Annotated in this window: 19 protein-coding genes; 6 read left to right on the top strand and 13 right to left on the bottom strand. The window is 67.0% G+C overall.

Going from position 1 to position 19024, the window contains the following annotated elements; all coding sequences use genetic code 11:
- Positions 1-60: 60 nt before the first annotated feature.
- Positions 61-366 carry a BolA family protein gene (locus AC3ISA_RS12985; RefSeq protein ID WP_489180109.1) on the bottom strand — a complete coding sequence of 102 codons (306 nt, stop codon included), beginning with the start codon at positions 364-366 and terminating at the stop codon, positions 61-63.
- Positions 367-411: 45 nt separating this feature from the next.
- Between AC3ISA_RS12985 and AC3ISA_RS12980 the strand changes: the two genes are divergently transcribed.
- A complete protein-coding gene (locus tag AC3ISA_RS12980; protein ID WP_372694790.1) occupies positions 412-1080 on the top strand; it encodes a J domain-containing protein in 669 nt (222 codons plus the stop codon).
- 6 nt (positions 1081-1086) lie between these two features.
- On the opposite strand, the gene AC3ISA_RS12975 is transcribed toward AC3ISA_RS12980, so the two are convergent.
- Together AC3ISA_RS12975 and AC3ISA_RS12970 are read right to left on the bottom strand one after the other, a co-directional pair.
- On the bottom strand, positions 1087-1767 hold the full coding sequence (locus tag AC3ISA_RS12975) for an SDR family oxidoreductase (RefSeq protein ID WP_489178184.1): 681 nt from the start codon (positions 1765-1767) through the stop codon (positions 1087-1089).
- A gap of 39 nt (positions 1768-1806) precedes the next feature.
- Complete coding sequence (locus tag AC3ISA_RS12970) at positions 1807-2982, bottom strand: N-acetylmuramoyl-L-alanine amidase family protein (protein WP_489178183.1); 1176 nt, start codon at positions 2980-2982, stop codon at positions 1807-1809.
- A gap of 509 nt (positions 2983-3491) precedes the next feature.
- Here AC3ISA_RS12970 and AC3ISA_RS12965 point away from each other — a divergent pair.
- Genes AC3ISA_RS12965 through AC3ISA_RS12955 form a run of 3 tightly spaced genes read left to right on the top strand, consistent with a single transcriptional unit; the run spans position 3492 to position 8488 of the window.
- On the top strand, positions 3492-6221 hold the full coding sequence (locus AC3ISA_RS12965) for an Rne/Rng family ribonuclease (protein WP_489178182.1): 2730 nt from the start codon (positions 3492-3494) through the stop codon (positions 6219-6221).
- A 59-nt stretch (positions 6222-6280) separates the two neighbouring features.
- On the top strand, positions 6281-7681 hold the full coding sequence (locus tag AC3ISA_RS12960) for a M48 family metalloprotease (RefSeq protein ID WP_489178181.1): 1401 nt from the start codon (positions 6281-6283) through the stop codon (positions 7679-7681).
- Positions 7682-7705: 24 nt separating this feature from the next.
- Entirely contained in the window at positions 7706-8488 is a 783-nt protein-coding gene (locus AC3ISA_RS12955; protein WP_489178180.1) for a DsbA family protein, read from the top strand.
- A 158-nt stretch (positions 8489-8646) separates the two neighbouring features.
- Here AC3ISA_RS12955 and AC3ISA_RS12950 read toward each other — a convergent pair whose 3' ends face one another.
- Complete coding sequence (locus AC3ISA_RS12950; RefSeq protein ID WP_489178179.1) at positions 8647-10368, bottom strand: hypothetical protein; 1722 nt, start codon at positions 10366-10368, stop codon at positions 8647-8649.
- Positions 10369-10429: 61 nt separating this feature from the next.
- A complete protein-coding gene (locus tag AC3ISA_RS12945) occupies positions 10430-11686 on the bottom strand; it encodes an alkaline phosphatase family protein (RefSeq protein WP_489178178.1) in 1257 nt (418 codons plus the stop codon).
- Between the two features lie 99 nt (positions 11687-11785).
- On the opposite strand from AC3ISA_RS12945, the gene AC3ISA_RS12940 reads away from it, so the two are divergent.
- Positions 11786-12697, top strand: a complete 912-nt coding sequence (locus AC3ISA_RS12940) for an ABC transporter ATP-binding protein (RefSeq protein WP_489178177.1) — start codon at positions 11786-11788, stop codon at positions 12695-12697.
- Entirely contained in the window at positions 12687-13544 is an 858-nt protein-coding gene (locus AC3ISA_RS12935) for an ABC-2 transporter permease (protein WP_489178176.1), read from the top strand. The genes AC3ISA_RS12940 and AC3ISA_RS12935 overlap by 11 nt, the downstream gene beginning before the upstream one ends.
- Here the strand turns inward: AC3ISA_RS12935 and AC3ISA_RS12930 are convergent.
- From AC3ISA_RS12930 to AC3ISA_RS12895, 8 genes are all read right to left on the bottom strand, one after another.
- Complete coding sequence (locus AC3ISA_RS12930; protein ID WP_489178175.1) at positions 13516-14433, bottom strand: LysR substrate-binding domain-containing protein; 918 nt, start codon at positions 14431-14433, stop codon at positions 13516-13518. The two genes, AC3ISA_RS12935 and AC3ISA_RS12930, sit on opposite strands and share 29 nt — an antisense overlap.
- Positions 14434-14622: 189 nt before the next feature.
- Positions 14623-15081, bottom strand: a complete 459-nt coding sequence (locus AC3ISA_RS12925; RefSeq protein ID WP_489178174.1) for a GNAT family N-acetyltransferase — start codon at positions 15079-15081, stop codon at positions 14623-14625.
- Positions 15082-15170: 89 nt separating this feature from the next.
- Positions 15171-15590, bottom strand: a complete 420-nt coding sequence (gene rplQ, locus AC3ISA_RS12920; RefSeq protein WP_055753399.1) for a 50S ribosomal protein L17 — start codon at positions 15588-15590, stop codon at positions 15171-15173.
- A gap of 104 nt (positions 15591-15694) precedes the next feature.
- Positions 15695-16714 carry a DNA-directed RNA polymerase subunit alpha gene (locus tag AC3ISA_RS12915; protein WP_463433084.1) on the bottom strand — a complete coding sequence of 340 codons (1020 nt, stop codon included), beginning with the start codon at positions 16712-16714 and terminating at the stop codon, positions 15695-15697.
- A 93-nt stretch (positions 16715-16807) separates the two neighbouring features.
- A complete protein-coding gene (gene rpsK, locus AC3ISA_RS12910) occupies positions 16808-17197 on the bottom strand; it encodes a 30S ribosomal protein S11 (protein WP_013268944.1) in 390 nt (129 codons plus the stop codon).
- Between the two features lie 9 nt (positions 17198-17206).
- Positions 17207-17575, bottom strand: a complete 369-nt coding sequence (rpsM, locus tag AC3ISA_RS12905) for a 30S ribosomal protein S13 (protein ID WP_159844768.1) — start codon at positions 17573-17575, stop codon at positions 17207-17209.
- Between the two features lie 128 nt (positions 17576-17703).
- Positions 17704-18435 (bottom strand): energy transducer TonB, encoded by a 732-nt coding sequence (locus AC3ISA_RS12900; protein WP_489178173.1) that lies wholly within the window; start codon positions 18433-18435, stop codon positions 17704-17706.
- A gap of 27 nt (positions 18436-18462) precedes the next feature.
- A complete protein-coding gene (locus AC3ISA_RS12895) occupies positions 18463-19023 on the bottom strand; it encodes an adenylate kinase (RefSeq protein WP_489178172.1) in 561 nt (186 codons plus the stop codon).
- Position 19024 lies beyond the last annotated feature (1 nt).

The following is a 19024-nucleotide window of genomic DNA, read 5'->3' as shown; positions in this document are numbered from 1 at the left end:
TGTTTGGTCGCGTGACGTTAAGACGAAGGTTCTAAGACGATGTGAACGCTGTTTTTTTGGTCATGCGGGGCTTCCCGCCTCCTCCGGCGTCAGCGCCTTGATCGACAGGGCGTGTACGGGTCCGGCCATCTCGTCTTTCAGCAAGGCGTTCACCGCGCGCTGGCGGGCCAGGCGCGATTGCCCCTGGAAAGCGGCCGAAACGATCACCAGATTGAAGTGGCTTTCCCCACCAGGTTTGGCATCCATCCCGCCTTCATGGTGGTGGCCAGCGTGTCGCCAGCTGTCATCTTCGACCTCAAGCCGTTGCGGCGAGAGCCCATCCATCAGTTTTGCACGAATAATCGTCGCGACCGGGCCTTCAGACATGATCGATTCCTTGATGCGGTCCAATTCGGCCCTACACTTCGGCTGATGTCCGCCTCCTTTCAATACAAGCCGCGCTTCACCGACATTCGGGTCAAGCCGCCCAAGCCCGATGAAGAGGCGGCGAAAGCCGACGTCCTTCACCTCAAGCCGGGCGAAAAGCCGTGTCAGTGGCCCGACTGCCGCAAGGCCGCCGCCGCCAAGGCGCCCAAGTCGCGCGAGCGGCTGAACGACTTCTATGAATTCTGCCAACCCCACGCCGGCGAGTACAACAAGGGCTGGAACTTCTACGCCGGGATGAGCGAAGGCCAGATTCGCAACCTTCAGGAGAACGAGGCCATGACCGGCGGCCGCCCGACCTGGGAAATGCAAGCCGGCAAGTTCACGCGCGAGGCCGCCGCCTTCGCCGCCAAGATGGGCACGTCCAACACCACCGGCGCAGGCTCATGGCGCGACAGCTTCGGCCTGTTCGGGCGCAAGGGCGACCAGGCGCCCCAGTCTCCGACCGAGGATCGCCGCATCGGCAAGCTGGAACGCACCGCTCTGGCCGACCTGGATCTGGATCCCGGCGCAGACAAGGCCAAGATCAAGGCCCAGTACCACGACCTGCTGAAACGCTTTCACCCCGACACCAACAACGGCGACCGGGGCGCGGAGGCCAAGCTGCAACGTGTCATCAAGGCCTGGAAGACGCTCAAGAAGGCCGGCCTGGCCTGACCTCGCCTATTCGGCGTAGATCATCTTGCGGGTCATGCCGCCGTCCACCGTCAACACCTGACCCGTGACGAAGCCCGCGTCGGCCAGATAGAGCACGGCCTGGGCGATGTCCTCGACGCGGCCCACCCGGCCGACGGGATGCTGGTCATGATCGACGGGTCGCAGGTCGTCGTCGCCGGAAATCCAGCCCGGCGCGATCGCATTCACCCGCGTCTTCGGCCCCAGGCTGATGGCCAGGGCGTGGGTCAGGGCGACGATGGCGCCCTTGGACGCGGCATAGGCTTCGGTCTCAGGTTCCGACATGAAGGCGCGGGTCGAGGCCATGTTGATGATGCTCCCGCCCTTCGCCAGCAGCGGAATGGCGGTGCGGGTCATCAGGAAGGCGCCCGTCAGATGGCTGTCGACCGTCTTGCGCCAGGCTTCCAGCGACAGTTCGGCCAGCGGCCCGTTGACGGGATCAGCGACGCCGCCGTTGTTCACTAGCAGGTCCAGTTCCGACCAGCCGAGTTCCTCATAGGCTTTGGCGACCGAGGCCTCGTCGCCGATGTCACACAGAATCTGGCGGGTGTCGGTGCTCATGCCGGCCTTCAGGTCGAAGGACGCCACCTCCCACCCGCATGCGCTCAACGCCTTGCAGATGCCCGAGCCGATCAGACCCGCGCCGCCCGTCACGATTGCTTTCTTCATGATCCCGAAACCGGCGACGACCGGCTTGGTTGCGCCGGTTCAGGGCTGACCGGCGGCCTGGCTGTTCGAGGCGGTCATCATCGGGGCCGAAGGCTCGCGGAAATAGCGGTCGATGCCGTCGGCAACCGACTTCATCAAGCGACGGCGCGCGCGCTCGTCGGTCAGCAGCCGCTCGTCCTCGGGATTGGTGATGAAGCCCATCTCCAGCAGCACGGCCGGCACGTCCGGCGCCAGCAGCACGGCCAGACCGGCATCGCGGTGGCTGCGGCGCAGCAGCGGCTGGTCCGAGGCCTCCAGATGGGTCAGCAGAACGCGGGCGAATTGGGCCGAGCGGTTCTGGGTCGCGCGCTGGGTCATATCCAGCAGGATGCGATCCACCGACGGGTCGCGGCCCGGCAGGTGCAGTTCGCGGTGCCAGTTGTCGCCGCGCGTGAACTCGCGCACGGCACGGCCGGCGCCCTGTTCCGATAGCGTATACACGCTGGCCCCGCGCAGCGCGGGATCGGCCCCGGCGTCGGCGTGCAAAGAGATGAACAGGTCGGCGTCCGACTGACGTGCAATCGACACCCGGCGATACAGGTCAACGTAGCGATCATCGGACCGGGTAAGGCGCACGCGATAACGACCGTTGCGCTCCAGTTCGGCCTTCAGCGCCAGGGCGGCGGCCAGAGTGACCTGCTTTTCCTTGGCGCTGGCGCCGCTGGCGCCGGGATCGTTGCCGCCGTGGCCGGCGTCGATGACGATCAACGGCCGTTCGGCCCGGCGCGGCGGCGCGCTGGGTCGCGGCGCAGGCGTGTTGGACGCGCGTACGGCCGCGCCGGTCGCCTTCAAATCCACGACATAACGATAGTGGCTTACGCCGTCGCCGGGCGGCAGCAGGAAGCGTCGTTCGATCTCGCTGCCTCGCGCCAGTTCCAGCTGAACCCGCGACGACCCGCCGGACCATGTGACTTCATAGGACCGCACCAGGCCCGATCCGCCGCCGCTCAGCCCCCGTCCCGGCGCGACGCCATTCAGGGCCAGGACCACGCGGCCCTCGCCGCCCGCGTCGATGACACGGCCTTGCGCCGACTTGTCCAGATCGATGACGACGCGGGTCCGGTCGCCGTCTGCGCCGAAACGCACGGCCAGCACGTCGCCCTGGGCGCCCCAGGCGAAACCGCGTGTGGCGAACAGGCCGACCATGCAGATGACCACGAAGGCAAGGGCGGTCATCGCCCATTCCTTCGCGCCCCAGCGCATCAAACCTGTCAAAACGCGACCGCTCATTTGCGACGCCAAACCCACTTTAAGCCTACTAGAGCGCCATGATGCCAGACGCTCGTATTCAGGGGGTTAAGGCGAACGCCTTTTAATTCTCCAGTTGCGTGACTATGCTGTGACCGCTCGCGAACCGATCGCGCCGATTTCGCCTCTGCGAATCTTGGCGCGCCCTCCTCGCGGCGTTGACTTTCACCAATCCTAGAACCGCCCCGGCATCGCCGATGGTTCGAAGAGCGGACCAGGGACGCGGCCTTCCCAAGGGATTGGCGCGCCCGGTTCAGGACCGACGACTTCAATGGGCCTTTCCGCCTGCGTTCCCCAACGGCTTGATCAAGCCCGCTTCGCCGTTCTCGGCGAGGGGATGTCGCGCGCGCCGGCCCTCACCTTCATTCGGCGAGCCGCCATGACCCTGTCCGGTGTTCCGGGACGGTCGGCCTGCGCGCGCCAGAGAGAGACTATCCATGTCAAAGACAATGCTGATCGATGCGGCGCATCCCGAGGAGACCCGGGTCGCCATCGTGGACGGACGGCAAATTGAGGAATTCGATTTCGAATCCCGTGCGAAGCGCCAGCTTCGCGGCAACATCTACCTCGCCAAGGTCACCCGCGTAGAGCCCAGCCTCCAGGCTGCGTTCATCGAATACGGCGGCAATCGCCACGGCTTCCTGGCCTTCAACGAAATCCACCCGGACTATTACCAGATCCCTGTCGCCGACCGCGAAGCCATCATGGCCGAAGCGCACGACGACGAGGACGAGGACGATCTGGACCGTGAGTCCGCCGGCGACGACGTCGATCCCGAAGGCGCCCTGGCCGACGAGGAACGCCTGAAGCGTCGCCTGATGCGTCGCTACAAGATCCAGGACGTCATCAAGCGCCGCCAGATCCTGCTGGTTCAGGTCGTCAAGGACGAGCGCGGCGCCAAGGGCGCGGCCCTGACCACCTGGCTGTCGCTGGCCGGCCGCTACTGCGTCCTGATGCCCAACACCGGCAAGGGCGGCGGCATTTCGCGCAAGATCACCAACACCTCCGACCGTCGCCGCCTGAAAAGCGCCGTCTCGGCCCTGGAAGTGCCCAAGGGCATGGGCCTGATCATCCGCACGGCCGGCGCAAAGCGCACCAAGGCCGAGATCAAGCGCGACTATCAGTATCTGATGCGCCTTTGGGAAACGATCCGCGAGACCACGCTCTCGTCTCACGCCCCCTCGGTGATCTACGAGGAAGAGAATCTGGTCCGCCGCGCCGTGCGCGACATGTTCGACAAGGATTTCGACGGCATCCAGGTCGAGGGCGTCGAGGGCTTCAAGGAAGCGCGCGACTTCATGCGCGTGCTGATGCCGGCCCAGGCCAAGAAGGTTCACCTGTATCGCGGCTCGCGGCCCCTGTTCGCGGCCAACGGCATCGAGGAGCTGCTGACGCAGATCCACCAGCCGGTGGTGCCGCTGAAGTCCGGCGGCTATCTGGTCATCAACCAGACCGAGGCCCTGGTGGCCATCGACGTCAACTCGGGTCGCGCCACCAAGGAACGCAACGTCGAGCAGACGGCGTTCAAGACCAATATGGAAGCGGCCGAAGAAGCCGCCCGCCAGCTGCGCCTGCGCGACCTCGCCGGCCTGGTCGTCATCGACTTCATCGACATGGATGAGAGCAAGAACAACCGCGCGGTCGAGCGTGTGTTGAAGGAAGCCCTGTCCTCCGACCGCGCCCGCATCCAGATGGGCCGCATCTCGCCCTTCGGCCTGATGGAAATCAGCCGCCAGCGTCGCCGCCTGGGCGTGATCGAGGGCGCGACCGAGGCCTGTCCTCACTGCCAGGGCACCGGCCGCATCCGCTCCGCCGAATCCGCCGCCCTGATGACCCTGCGCGCGGTCGACATCGAGGCCGGAAAGAACGGCGCGGGCGTCGTGGTGCTGAAGGTCTGCACCGCCGTCGGCCTGTACATCCTGAACCACAAGCGCGCTTATCTGCAGGCGTTGCTGGAACGTCGTGGCCTGAACGTCATCGTCCAGATCGAAGACAGCCTGGGCCAGGGCGAGCACAATATCGAGCGCACCGAGACCAACGAGGACTTCGTCGCGCCCGAGATCGAGATGCCCAATCTCGACGACGGCGATTTCGACGCCTCGCTTTACGAAGACGAGGATGAGGACGACGACGAGGAAATCGTCGGCGACGACGATGACGACGATGTCGAGGGGCTGGACCGCGAGGACAGCGACGACGACGAGCCGCGCGAACGTTCTGAACGCGCCGAGTCCGGCGGTCGTGATCGCGATCGGGGTCGGGGCCGCAATCGCCGCCGTCGCGGCGGTCGCCGCGACGAGGAAACCGCCGATGTCACCGAAACGGCTGAAGCCGTCGATACGCTGAACATCGACGACGCCTCCGATGACGAAGAAGACGAGAACGGCCGTCGCCGTCGCCGTGGCCGCCGTGGCGGTCGCCGCGTCCGCGAGGATGGCGAGCGCGACGTCTATACCTGGGTCCGCGGTCGCACCCCGTCGCTGGACGACCCCTATGTATGGTTCGACCCGCTGAACCCGGGCCGCCCTGAACCGCGTAACGAACGCGCCGAGCGTCCGGCAGAGGCTCAAGCCGAGGTCGAAGGCCTGGACGCTGTCGCCGGCGAAGGCTCCGGCGAGGAAGGCAGCCGTTCGCGCCGTCGCCGTCGTCGCGGCCGGGGTCGTGGCGACGCGCCCGTCGGCCACGATATCAAGGTCGAGAACCGCGCCACCAACGAAGGCATGCCGCCCGATGGCTCGCCCGAGACGCCGATGGCCGTCATGGTCGAGCCGACCGAAGCGGTCGAGGCTGATACGCCGGCCATCGCGCCGGAGCCTCAGCGTCGTCGCGTGCGTCGCAAGTCGGCCAGCGCCAATGTCGAGATCGCGGCCGAACCGCATCCCGACACGGCCATCGAACCGAACGAGGCCACGGTCGAAGGCGCACCGGTCGAACTGGACGTGACCCCGCACGAGGCCCTGGTCGCCGAGCCGGTCGCCGTCGCCCCGGTCGAGCAGCCTGCCGCGCCGGTCGCTCCCCCCGTTGTGGCCGAACCACAGCCGGCCGTCCTGGCCGAGCCGTTCGTGGCGCCGACGCCCGAAGTCGATGTCGAAGCGATCATCGCCGAAGATCCGAACCAGATCGTCGCACCGCCTGAAAAGCCCAAGCGCGGGTGGTGGCGCCGCTGATCGGTCACGATTAGACTGTCAGGATGCAGGCGGGGGCCGGTCGCTATTGGAGTAGAGCCATGAGGTGGCTTCCCCGATCTGCATCTCGTGTTCTGGCGGCGGCGACGGCGGGCCTGATGGCTCTCGTCGTCGCCGGCCAGGCCTCGGCTCAGAGCCTGATCCGCGACACCGAGGTCGAGGGCATCGTGCGCGAATGGGCCGACCCGGTCTTCGTCTCGATGGGGCTGAACCCCACCGACATCCAGGTCTTGCTGGTCAATGACAACGACCTGAACGCCTTCGCTACGCGCGGGCGGATCATGGGCGTCAACACCGGCCTGATCCTGCGCACCAAGACGCCCGGCGAACTGCTGGGCGTGATGGCGCACGAGGCGGGCCACATCAAGAACCGCCACACGCTGCGCGATGGAGCCCAGAACGCCGGCAAACAGCCGATGTTCATGACCATGGCACTGGGCGCCCTGGCCATCATAGCGGGGGCGCCGGACGCGGGCGTGGCCCTGCTGGGTTCCAGCCAGTATTTCGGCGCCTTGGGCGCCTTGCAATATATGCAGAGCCAGGAGGGGGAGGCCGACCTGTCAGGCGCGCGGGCGCTGGAAGGCGCCGGCGAATCGGGCGCGGGCCTCGTGTCGTTCTTCGAGAACTTCCGCTCGCAGGAGGTCTTCTCGGACGCCCGCCGCTATCCCTATTTCCGCAGCCACCCCCTGTCGTCGAACCGGATCGAGACCCTGCGCCGCTATGTGCAGGAACAGCCGCACTACGATCATCGCGACAGCCCCGAACGCCTGGCCCAGCACGCCCTGATCCTGGCCAAGATCCACGCCTTCATGGATCCGCCGAACGCGACCCTGCGAGACTATCCGTCGACCAACACCGCCTTGCCCGGCCGCTACGCGCGCGCCATCGCCTGGTATCGCGACGGCCAGACGGAAAAGGCGCTGACGGCGGTGGGCGACCTGATCGCCGGCGACGTGAACAACCCCTATTTTCAGGAACTGAAGGGCCAGATCCTGTTCGAGGAGGGCCGCCCCGCCGACGCCGTCGCCGCCCACCGCGAGGCCGTTCGCCTGAAGCCCGACGCGCCCCTGTTGCGCGTCAACCTGGCCCACGCCCTGATCGAGACCAACGACAAGGCCAATCTGGACGAGGCCGTCGATCAGCTGAAACACGCCGTCGTCGCCGAAAAGGAAAACACCCTGGCCTGGCGCCTGCTGGCCCAGGCCTATGCCTCGCAAGGCAAGGAGGGCGAGGCGCGCCTGGCCTCGGCCGAATACTATTTCGCCGCCGGCAGTGAAAAAGAGGCGACCCAGTTCGCCCTGCGCGCCCGCTCCATGCTGGACCCCGGCTCCATCGAATGGCGCCGGGCGGTGGACATCGTCCTGGCCTCGGGCGCCACGCCCGACGACATACTGGACCTCGACCGACGCGACGCCGCGCGCCGACCGGCCACCCTGAACTGACGTCTTCCCCGACTGCGAGCCTCTATGACCGACGACGCCCCCACGCCTGCGCCCGAAACCAAGACCGCCAAGCCTGCGTGGTTGAGCGGCGCACGCGCCGGCTATCTGGCCCTGGGCCTGTCGGTCATCGCTCTGGGCTTCTCGGTCGCGCCCTATTTCAACGCCGGTGAGTCCGACGTTCGATCCTATCTGCTGGAGCACCCCGAGGTGCTGCAGGAGACGCAGCTGGCGCTACAGGCGAAGGAAGCCGAGGCCAGCGTGGAAGAGACAAACCAGGCCGCCACCGCCAACGCCGGCCTCTTGGCGCCCGATGCCCGCGACCCCGCCTTCGGTCCCGCGAACGCCAAGGTCACGGTGATCGAATTCTTCGACTTCCGCTGCCCCGGCTGTAAGGCCGTGGCCCACGACTATCGCGCCCTGATGGCCGCCCACCCCGAGGTCCGCTTTGTCTTCAAGGACTGGCCCATCCTGGACCGCGGCGACGACATCACCTCGCAATACGCCGCCCGCGCCGCTTTAGCCGCGCATCAGCAGGGCAAGTATCTGGAGGTCTATGACGCACTGATGACCGAGCGCGCCTTGTCGATCGAGTCCATCGACGCCATCCTCGCCGCCAACGGCGTTGACATGGCCCGCGCCAAGGCCGCCATCGCCGCGCCCGACACCACCCGCCACATCGCCGACATCCACACCACGGCCGCCGCCCTGCGCCTGCGCGGCACGCCCACCTTCTTCATCAACGGCCAGGCCAGCCCCGGCATCGACCCCGCCGAGATCGCCAAACTGATCGAAGCGGCGAAGCGCTAGCCTACCCTCTCCCAGCGGGAGAGGGCTTGAGCCTCGGAGAGCCTTCGGCGATCCGCAAGGCGAAAGGGTGAGGGGTTACGCTGTGCGAACTGGCCCACCGGCCGACCCTCATCCTGCTCTTCGGGCCACCTTCTCCCGCTGGGAGAAGGAAAAGGTCGTCAGGCCTCACCCAGACTCATCCGCCCGCCGATCCATTCGACGCCGGCGTGCCGCAGGGCGTCGTTCGCCGCCGCCTCGTCGCCCAGCGCCTGCTCAGCGCGATAAAGGACGTAGTAGCTGTAGGGATCGCTGGGCCAGTCCTTTAGTAGTTCGGCGATCTTGGCCTTGGCCCCCGCCGCATCGCCGGACGCCAGCATCGCGGCGGCCAGACTGCGGCGCGTCGGATACCAGATCATCGGCGGGTCGCCGCCCTCAGGCGCCATGGCCTGGATCGCCACCGCCCGGCCATAGGCGGCGATGGCGGTCGGATAATCCTGATCGATCATGGCCGCGCGGCCTTCCAGCACTTTCTGGAACAGTTCGGCGAATCCGACCTGACGATCCGCCATCGCGCCCTTGAAGACCTTGTCGGTCAGCAGCGCCGCGATGGCCTGGGCCTCGACCCGAACGGCTTCCGCATCGCCGCGCCGCGCCGCCGCCTCGCCGCGCGCATAGCGCCAGCCGACCCGCATCAGCGGCCGACCGACATCCGGTTCAGGCAGGGCCGCGACCTGAGCTGCCGATCCGAACCGGCCGTAGAGCGCATAGGCGTCCGCCGCCATCACCTGGCGATAGGTCACATAGGCGTCCTCGCCGGGCTCCGGCGCGGCCGACAGCTGCGGGTAGGTCGCTAGATACCAGTTGGCCAGCTCCAGCCCCCGCTCGGCGCCGCCCGCCATCAGGGCGCCGCCCATGCCGAAATGGATGTTGTGGGCGTGCAGTCTCATGCCGCGAATACCGCCGGGCGGGCTGGCCAGCCGGTCGTAGGTCTTGTCCAGCGCCACCGCATTGACGTTGGACATCATCGCGTCCTTGTACCGCCCCACCCGATAGAAGGTGTGCGACGGCATATGGACCAGGTGGCTGGCCCCCGGCGCCAGCAGCGCCAGCCGCTCGCCATAGGCCAGCGCCCGATGCGGATCGTCAGACCATTCCGTCAGGTGGATATACAGGTGGATGGACGCCGGATCGTTCGGCTTGACCGTCAGGCTGTGCTCCAGGATCGCCATCGCGCGCGTCACTGCCGGATCGGTCGCCTTGCCGTTATCGTCCCACCATTCGCCCTCGGGCTGCAGCATCCAGGCGTCGGCGGTGATGGACCCCACCGACACATCGTCGGGATGGCGTTTGGCGATCCGGTCCATGGCGCGAGCGAAGCGCAGGGCGCGCGTGTTTTCCTTGCCGGAGTAGCGCTGGATCAGGGCGTCGATCATCTGGCGCTGCATCGGCGTGGCGTCGCGCGCCAGCCCCCGCGCCTCGCGCGCAGCCCTCAGGCCCGTGGCGATGGAATCAGGGTCGTTCCCGCCGCCGTTCAGATTCGGCCCGATGGCCCAGGCCTCGCCCCAGGCGCACATGCCGCACGACGGATCCAACTGCCTCGCCTTGCGGAAGGCCCGCACCGATTCCGAATGTTCGAACGCCCAGCGCAGCCGCACGCCATGGTCGAACCAGGCCTGGGCCTGAGGGTTCTTCGTATCGACGGCGAAACCCTCGTCGCCGAAGCCGGGGACCATGACCATGTCCGCCGTCGGCTGAACATCGCCGACCGCATCCACGCGGCCGCAGACCTGGGGATTGGCGATCAGGGCCAGGGTCGCCGCCGTCGCCGTGGCGTCGGCGACGGCGATCGGCGCCATCAGACAGGCGACCGAAACCGTCGCCACCCACAGACCCTTGCGCATTCCCGCCTCCCCCGCTTGGCGACCTTTGTGCGCCTAATTGGCCGCCTCGCCAATCACCCGATCAGGGCGTGGTGACGGGCAGGGTGTCGGCGGCTCGGCCGTCGCCAGCAGGCGCATCGAGGCCCAGCATCCGCGCCAGGAAGGGCTGAACGTCCACGCTGTCCAGATCGGTTAGTCGCCGCCCCGCCACGACGCCCGGCCCGTGGGCGATAAAGACCGCCGCCATCTCCGGCGCCTGATTGTCATAGCCGTGGGCGCCGCCCGCGCGGGTCACCGGCCGGTCGCGCGTCGCCGTCAACCAGCCGGTCTCGACCAGGCAGACGATCTGGGCCACCCGCGGGTTAGAGCCATAGACCAGACGTGCCGGCACATCGGCCTTGTTCCAGCATTCCATATGGGCATGACGACCGACCAGCTTCTGCTGCACCTCGGCCTCGCGCCCCGGGGCCGGGTCGGCGGTCAGGACCGCTCCGCCATAGCCGATCTTCAGCGCCGCCGGGTCGATGATGTCGTCGATCCAGACCACCCGGTCCGGCGAGGTCGCGGCCATGCCGTGATCGGACACCACGACCAGCATCGTCCGATCATAAAGCCCCCTCGCCTTCAGCCCCTCGACCAGCTGTCCCATGGAGGCATCGACCGAGGCCACGGCGGCGCGCGTCTCGGCCGCATCGGGGCCGTTGCGGTGGCCGGCGGTGTCCACGATGTCGAAATACAGGGTCTCCAGCTTCGGCCGCTGATCCATCGGCAGGTCCAGCCACGACAGCACCCGATCCACCCGCGCATCGCCCGGCATTCCCTGATCGAAAGGCGTCCACTGGCTGGGCCGCACGCCGTGAATCTCGACCTCCGATCCCGGCCAGAACATCGTGCCGGTACGGATGTTCGCCTTTTCGGCCGTGACCCAGATCGGCTCGCCCTGATCCCAGAATCCGGTCTCCTTGCTGGCCATGGTGAAGACGCCCAGCTGCGCGTCGGTGAAGCGGTTGCCGACCACGCCGTGATGGTCGGGGTGCAGGCCCGTCACCAGCGTATAGTGGTTGGGGAAGGTCACGCTGGGGAACGACGGCCGCATCGGCCCGAATGCGCCGCCCGCAACCAGCGCGTCCATTACCGGCGTCTGACCCTTGCCCAGATAATCCGGCGAGAACCCGTCGATCGAGACCAGAATCACCAGATCGGGGCGTGCCGACTGCGACGACGAGGCGGAAACGACCGGGGATTGCGAGACGGGTTGGACCGAGACTGGCGCGCTCGCGCACGACGCAACCACAACGGCGGCGACCAAGGCCAGGCAGGAGGCGGGAAGACGGGACATAAGCTTACTCACAGACGACATCGAACCATTGCCTAAACTTAATGGACGACAGGCTTGCGACGGCTTGTGGGAACATCGTTCTCGCGCCAAGCTTGCGTCATGGAAACCGTCATCGACATTCGCGGCCTGACCAAGACCTATGGGACGGTGAGGGCCCTGGAAGGCCTGACCCTGTCGATCCCGCGTGGCGGGGTCTATGGCGTTCTGGGCCCCAATGGCGCGGGCAAGTCCACCCTGTTTCGCACCCTGCTGGGCCTGATTCGCCCGACCGAGGGCGAGGCGACGGTGATGGGCGGACGGATCGGCGATCCGACCTCGATGCGCCGTATGGGCTCGATGATCGAGACGCCGCGTTTTCCGCCCTTCATGACCGCCCGCCAGGTGCTGGAATGGCTGGCCCGCGCGCACGGCGGCGTGACGTCGGCCGAGATCGACAACTGGCTGCAACGCGTCGGCCTGACCGAGGATTCGAACCGGCGCGTGAAGGGCTTTTCGGTCGGCATGCTGCAACGCCTCGGCGTCGCCGCCGCCCTGATGACCAAGCCGGACCTCGTCATCCTGGATGAGCCGACCAGCGGCATGGATCCGCCCGGCATCCAGGAGATGCGCGCCCTGATCCGCAGCCTGGCCGACCACGACGGTGTCACCGTCATCCTGGCCAGCCACCAGTTGCAGGAGGTCCAGCGCGTCTGCGACCGCGTCGCCATCTTCAACAAGGGCAAGGTGATCACCGAGGGCCGGGTCTCCGACCTGACCGCCTCGGGCGAGCGTCTGCGCCTGTCCGTCACCCCCCTGGCCAAGGCCCTGTCGTTGCTGGGCGAGCGCGCCACGCTGGACGGCGACGCCGTGGTGGCCGCCGTGCCCCGCGCCGAGGCCGCCGCCGCCATCAAGGCCCTGGTCGAAGGCGGCGTCGATATCGAAGAAGCCCGCTGGATCGGCGCCGACCTGGAAGACGTCTTCATGAGCGAAACCGGCTGGACCGGCGTGCAGGAGCAAAACCGTGCTGGCTGACGCGATCCGATCCGAAACCTACCGCCTGTCCAAGAACCGTACCGCCCTGTTCTGGAGCGTGCTGTTCATCCCGATCATGGGCGTCCTCCTCGCCACCCTGGGCTTCGTGGTCGCCAAGGCCAACGAGGCCAAGCTGGCCGGCAAGCTGCCACCTGAACTGATGAAAGGAGGCCCGCTGGACCTGGGCCTGACTCTGGTCAAGAGCGCCGGCGATTTCGCCAACCCCGCCATCCTGATGTTCGTCCTGATCGGCGCGGCGACCATCTACGCCGGCGACTATCGCTGGGAGACCTGGCGGTTGATCAGCGCGCGCAACACCCGCCCGAACCTGCTGATCGGCAAGGTGGCGGTCGTGGCGCTGGTGATCTTGCTGGCGACCTTCGCCGCCCTGATCTCGGACGTGATCGCCAGCCTGATCCAGGCGGCGGTGTTCGGCCGGCCCATCACCTTCTCGATGACCGGCGCAGCGGCGACTGATTTCGGCCTGCTGACTCTGACCTCCTGGGCTCGGATCCTTCAGTTTACCATGCTGGGCCTGCTCGGCGCGGTGGTGACCCGCTCGCTGCTGGCGGCCCTGTTCGCGCCGCTGGTGATCGGCGTGGCCCAGTTCTTCCTGCCGCAGCTTCTGATGCCCATGGGCGTGACGACGGACGGCTGGCTGCTGCCCTTGCTGTCGCCCGGCTTGGCCACGGACCTGCTTAAAGCCGTCATCCAGGGCGGCATGGCGGCGACCGAACTGCCCGATCACGCCGTCGCCAAGGGCGTCATCGGCCTGGCCCTGTGGATCGTCGTGCCCTTCGCCGCCGCAGTCGCCTGGTTCAATCGCCAGGATCTGTCGAAGGAATAGGCGGCGGCGGACTGCGCTCGCCTTCCGCGACCAGCCAGTCGCGGAAGGCGTCGACCGCCGCATCCCTGCGTCCCTCCGGCCGCAGGAAAGCGAACCACGACGGCCGCTCCACGAAGCCGAACGGCGCCGCCAGCCGCCCCGCGATGACGTCCGGCGCCACGAAGGCCCACGGCGCGATAGCCACGCCAAGGCCCGAGATGGCCGCCTCGACCAGCGAATGGTTGTGGGCGAACTCCCGCTCCATCGTCGCGGAAGGCAAGGCCACGCCCACCAGTTCGGACCACGCCGGCCAGGCCCGACGGAAGGTGGCCGAGCGCAGGCGCGGCGCATGCGCCACGGCCTCCAGCGTCGGCAACCCCGCCATCAAGGTCGGCGTCCCGACCGGCCCCTGATACTGCGCCAGAAAGCGCGTGGATTCGGTGCGGGCATGACCCTGATCCGGCTCGACGATGCGGATGGCGCCGTCGAACCGATCACGCCGATAATCGACCGTGGCATAGGATTCCGACAGCCTGACCCGCACGTCCGGATGGGCCTCCAGAAACCCCGGCAGGCGTGGGATCAGCCATTTCAGCGCGAACGTGCCCAGGCAAGAAATCTCGATCTCGCGCGCCGCACCCTGGCGCACGCCGTCGACGGCATCGGTGATCGCGCCAAAGGCCGGCGTCAGCCGCTCGGCCAGTTGCGCCCCCGCCTCGGTCAGGGTCAGCGCATGACGCGGCCCCGTCACCAGGGTCACGCCCAGCGAGGCCTGCAGGGCCGCGATCTGGCGGCTGACCGCGCCGTGGGTCACGCACAGCTCGGCCGCCGCACGGGTCATGCTCCTGTGCCGGCCAAAGACCTCGAAGGTTCGCAATGCATTCAGCGGCGGCGGCGCCCGGCCCGACATGTGATCTCCCCTCACAGACATCGACCCGCTTAATCGATTTCTGCGCCTTGGGAAATCGGGTTCAAGCTTGGCGATGCCGCTCCCAAACCCGCCGCCAAGATCGCCCCGCCCCTCACGCCAGGACCAGATCGCCTATGGCCTGTGCATTCTGCTCATATGGGTCATGGCGGTCGCCGCCATCCTTGACGGCTAGAGCCGCTTCTCCATGAAGACATCGGCGCGGGCATAGGGCGTCGGCCGTGCCGGCAGATGGACGAAGCCGAAGCTTTCATAGAGGGCGATGGCCGGCGTCAGCGCGCTGTTGGTCTCCAGATAGAGCCGACCCGCACCGGCCACCCGCGCCGCCGCCTCACAGGCCTCCAGCAGGCGCCGGGCCAGTCCCAGGCCGCGCGCGGCCGGCGTGACCGTCATCTTGCAGACCTCGACCCCGTCGTCGGTCGGGACCAGGGCGCAGCATCCCACGGCCTCTCCGTCCCGCTCGGCGATGAAGATGCGCCCGCCCTTGTCCAGGAACATCCCCTGCGGATCGTCGATGGCGACCCGATCCTTGGCCTCGACGGCGAACCCGCCCTCGGCCAGCCAGGCCGTATTCAGCTGCGCCCAGACGGCGGCGTGGTCGGGACGATAATCAACGATCGAAACGCTCATTCACCCCTCATGCCCCGTGTCCGCGCAACGCAAAAGGGCGGTCGGATTGCTCCGACCGCCCTTCCGGCGTTTGGTCATGCGACCAAATTCTAGTCTTCGTCGCCGCCTTCGAAGGCCAGGACCGGACCGGAGTCCTTGCCCTTGGCTTCGACGTCGCGATCGACGAACTCGATGACGGCCATCGGGGCGTTGTCGCCGTGACGGAAGCCCGCCTTCATGATGCGGATATAGCCGCCGTTACGCTCGCTGTAGCGCGGGCCGAGCGTTTCGAACAGCTTGCCGACTTGCGGCACGTCGCGAACCTGGCTGATGGCCTGACGACGAGCGTGCAGGTCGCCCTTCTTGGCGAGGGTGACCAGCTTCTCGACGAAGGGACGCAGTTCCTTCGCCTTGGGCAGGGTCGTGGTGATCTGCTCGTGCTTGATCAGCGAGGCGGCCATGTTCGCGAACATGGCGGTGCGGTGGCTGCTCGTGCGACCGAGTTTACGATGGGCGGCGCCGTGGCGCATCAGGGTCTCTCCTACTCCGGAACCGGTATCCTCAAAGGGACCTGGAACCGTAATCTTCTAACCGCCCCGACATTCTCCCAAGGGAGACGGGCGGAGGGTTGAACTTAGATCTGGTCGTCGAACTTCTTGGCCAGGTCTTCGATGTTTTCGGGGGGCCAGTTCGGCACGTCCATGCCGAGGCTGAGGCCCATCGTCGTGAGAACTTCCTTGATCTCGTTCAACGACTTGCGGCCGAAGTTCGGGGTGCGAAGCATTTCGCCCTCGGTCTTCTGGATCAGGTCGCCGATGTAGACGATGTTGTCGTTCTTCAAGCAGTTGGCCGAACGAACCGACAGTTCCAGTTCGTCCACCTTCTTCAGCAGCGCCGGGTTGAAGGGCAGGTCGGGCTTGCCGTCCGACTGCTCGACAGCCTTCTTGGGCTCTTCGAAGGTGATGAAGATCTGGAGTTGGTCCTGCAGGATGCGCGCCGCATAAGCGACGGCGTCAACCGGCGTGACCGCACCGTTGGTTTCGACTTCCAGCAGCAGCTTGTCGTAGTCCAGCGACTGGCCCTGACGGGTCGGCTCGACGCGGTAAGCCACCTTCTTGACCGGCGAATACAGGGCGTCGACGGCGATCAGGCCGATCGGCGCATCTTCCGGACGGTTCAGTTCGGCGGCGACATAGCCCTTGCCGTTCTGAACGGTCAGTTCCATGCGGACCGACGCGCCGTCGTCCAGCGTGCAGATGACGTGGTCGGGGTTCAGAACCTCGATGTCCGCCGGCACGTCGATCTGGCCGGCCGTCACAGCGCCGGGGCCTGTGGCGCGCAAGGTCATGCGCTTGGGGCCTTCAGCGTGCATGCGCAGCGCCAGTTGCTTGATGTTCAGGACGATGTCGACCACGTCTTCCCGCACGCCTTCCAGCGACGAGAATTCATGAACGACGCCGTCGATCTGGATGGCCGTGACAGCCGCGCCTTGCAGCGAGGACAGCAGAACGCGACGGAGCGCGTTGCCAAGCGTCACGCCGAAGCCACGCTCGAGAGGTTCGGCCACCAGGCGCGCCTTGCGCTGGGCGTCGGAACCGATCTCGATCTGCGGCTTCTCGGGACGGATCAGCTCTTGCCAGTTTCTTTCGATCATTTTGTCCCTCGAACGGGTTTCGCCTGCTCCGGCCTTGTCGACGAGGCCATGATGGAGCGGACGGAGATGGGGGGTGCCTTAGAACGCTATCGCTTAGACGCGACGACGCTTGGGCGGACGGCAACCATTGTGCGGCATCGGCGTGACGTCGCGGATGGTCGTGATCGTCAGGCCGACCGACTGCAGAGCGCGCAGGGCCGACTCACGGCCGGAACCGGGACCCGAGACGTTCACTTCCAGCGTCTTCACGCCGTGTTCCTGAGCCTTCTTGCCGGCGTCTTCAGCGGCCATCTGGGCAGCGTAAGGGGTCGACTTACGCGAACCCTTGAAGCCCATGTGTCCGGCCGAAGACCACGAGATCGCGTTGCCCTGGGCATCGGTGATCGTGATCATGGTGTTGTTGAACGAAGCATTCACGTGGGCGACGCCCGACGTGATGTTCTTGCGCTCGCGCTTCTTTACGCGACCCGGTTCCTTGGCCATGTGTCTGTCTTACTTCTTCTTGCCGGCGATCGGCTTGGCGGGACCCTTGCGGGTGCGGGCGTTCGTATGGGTGCGCTGACCGCGGACCGGCAGGCCCTTACGGTGACGCAGGCCGCGGTAGCAGGCCAGGTCCATCAGACGCTTGATGTTCATCGACGTCTCGCGGCGCAGGTCGCCCTCGACGGTGTGATCCTTGTCGATCGTCTCGCGGATCGACAGGACTTCGGCGTCCGTCAGCTGGTTCACCCGGCGGGCGGCTTCGATGCCCACCTTCTCGGTGATGTCCTTGGCGGCGGCAGGGCCGATGCCATGGATATACTGAAGCGCGATCTCTACGCGCTTGTTGGTCGGGATGTTGACGCCAGCAATACGGGCCACGAAATTCTCCAGATACGCGTTAGTCAGACGCAACAAACGCTCCGGTCAACAGACCAGGAGCGTGGCGCCCTTCGCGGGAAGGCGCCCTTATACATGTGATTCACGAGGCGTCAACATCTGGAGGCGCGTCAACGCGGCGGACGGCCGAAGTCCACGCCGACAGTGACCCGCTGCCCCTCGACGGGTCGGCCGTCCTCTGTGGGGGGCTGGAAACGGAAGAAACCGGAGACCTGGAGGCCCGCTGCACCGAAGCCCAGGCCGGGCGGCGACTCATCGACCACACGACAAGCGTCAAGCCGGCTGTCCAGTCGGATGACGCAAGACAGCTCCACCCGCCCGTAACGGCTCCGCGCGCCCTGGGGGTGGTTGGCGCGGATCTGACCGATGGTGGGGCCGGTGACCAGGCGCGGGCCAGTCGAACCGCTGCCGGGGCCATTGCCGAATCCGACGCCAGAACCGCTGCCGGTCCTCTGCCCGCCCTGGCCGAAACCGGGCTGGGGCGACGGCACGGGTGCGATGCCGACGACAGGCGCGGGCTCGGGCGCTTTCACGGGCGGAGCGGGAACCTCGCGCGGGCGTTCCTTGGGCGGAGGCGGAGGCGTGTGGATGACCGAGGGGGCTGCGGGCGCGCCGCCGCCCGTTTCCGGGGCCGGCGGTTCGTTCGAGATCGGCGGTGGAGGATCGTAGAGCACGACCTCGAAGGGCGGCGGCTCGACCACAGGCGTCTGCGCCGGCCCCCTCACCCGCCCCAGCAGCAGGAACAGGCCGATCTCGGCGACGGCGACCGCGACGAAGATCCCAGTCATGCGCCAGCGACGCAGGCGGGTCTTCTCGGGTTTGGGGTCGGCGTGTTCGGTCATCAGGCGATCAACGCCCGAGATCGCAAATCAGGCCAGGGCCTCGTCGATGGCCTTGGCCACGGACTCGATCGTGCCCATGCCGTCAGCCTGCGTCAGCTTGCCCTGGGCTTCGTAATAGGGAAGCAGCGGCGCGGTGTTGCGGTTGTAGGCCTCAAGCCGGACCTTGAACGATTCGGGATTGTCGTCGGGGCGGCCCTGTTCGGCGAACCGCTTGGCGATCCGTTCGGTCAGGGCGGTGTCATCGACCTTCAGCCTCACGACGGCATCGATCTGGACGCCGCGCTTGGCCAGCATCTCGTCCAGCGCCTCGGCCTGGGCCACGGTGCGGGGGAAGCCGTCGAAAATGGCGCCGCCGGCGGCCTCAGCCTCCGTCAAGCGGTCCTCGATCAGGGCGATGACGATCTCGTCCGTGACCAGGTCGCCACGCGCCAGCACGTCCTTGACCTTGAGCCCCAGCTCCGAGCCAGAGGCGATCGCCGCGCGAAGCATGTCGCCGGTGGAGAGCTGGACCATGCCCTTCTCTTCCACCAACCGCTTCGCCTGGGTGCCCTTGCCCGCCGCCGGCGGTCCGAACAGGATCAAGTTCATG

The sequence above is a fragment of the Brevundimonas sp. KH_058 genome (genome assembly GCF_057838505.1).
The sequence above is the reverse complement of the archived record's forward strand: the minus strand, read 5'-3'. Positions and strand labels throughout refer to the sequence as shown.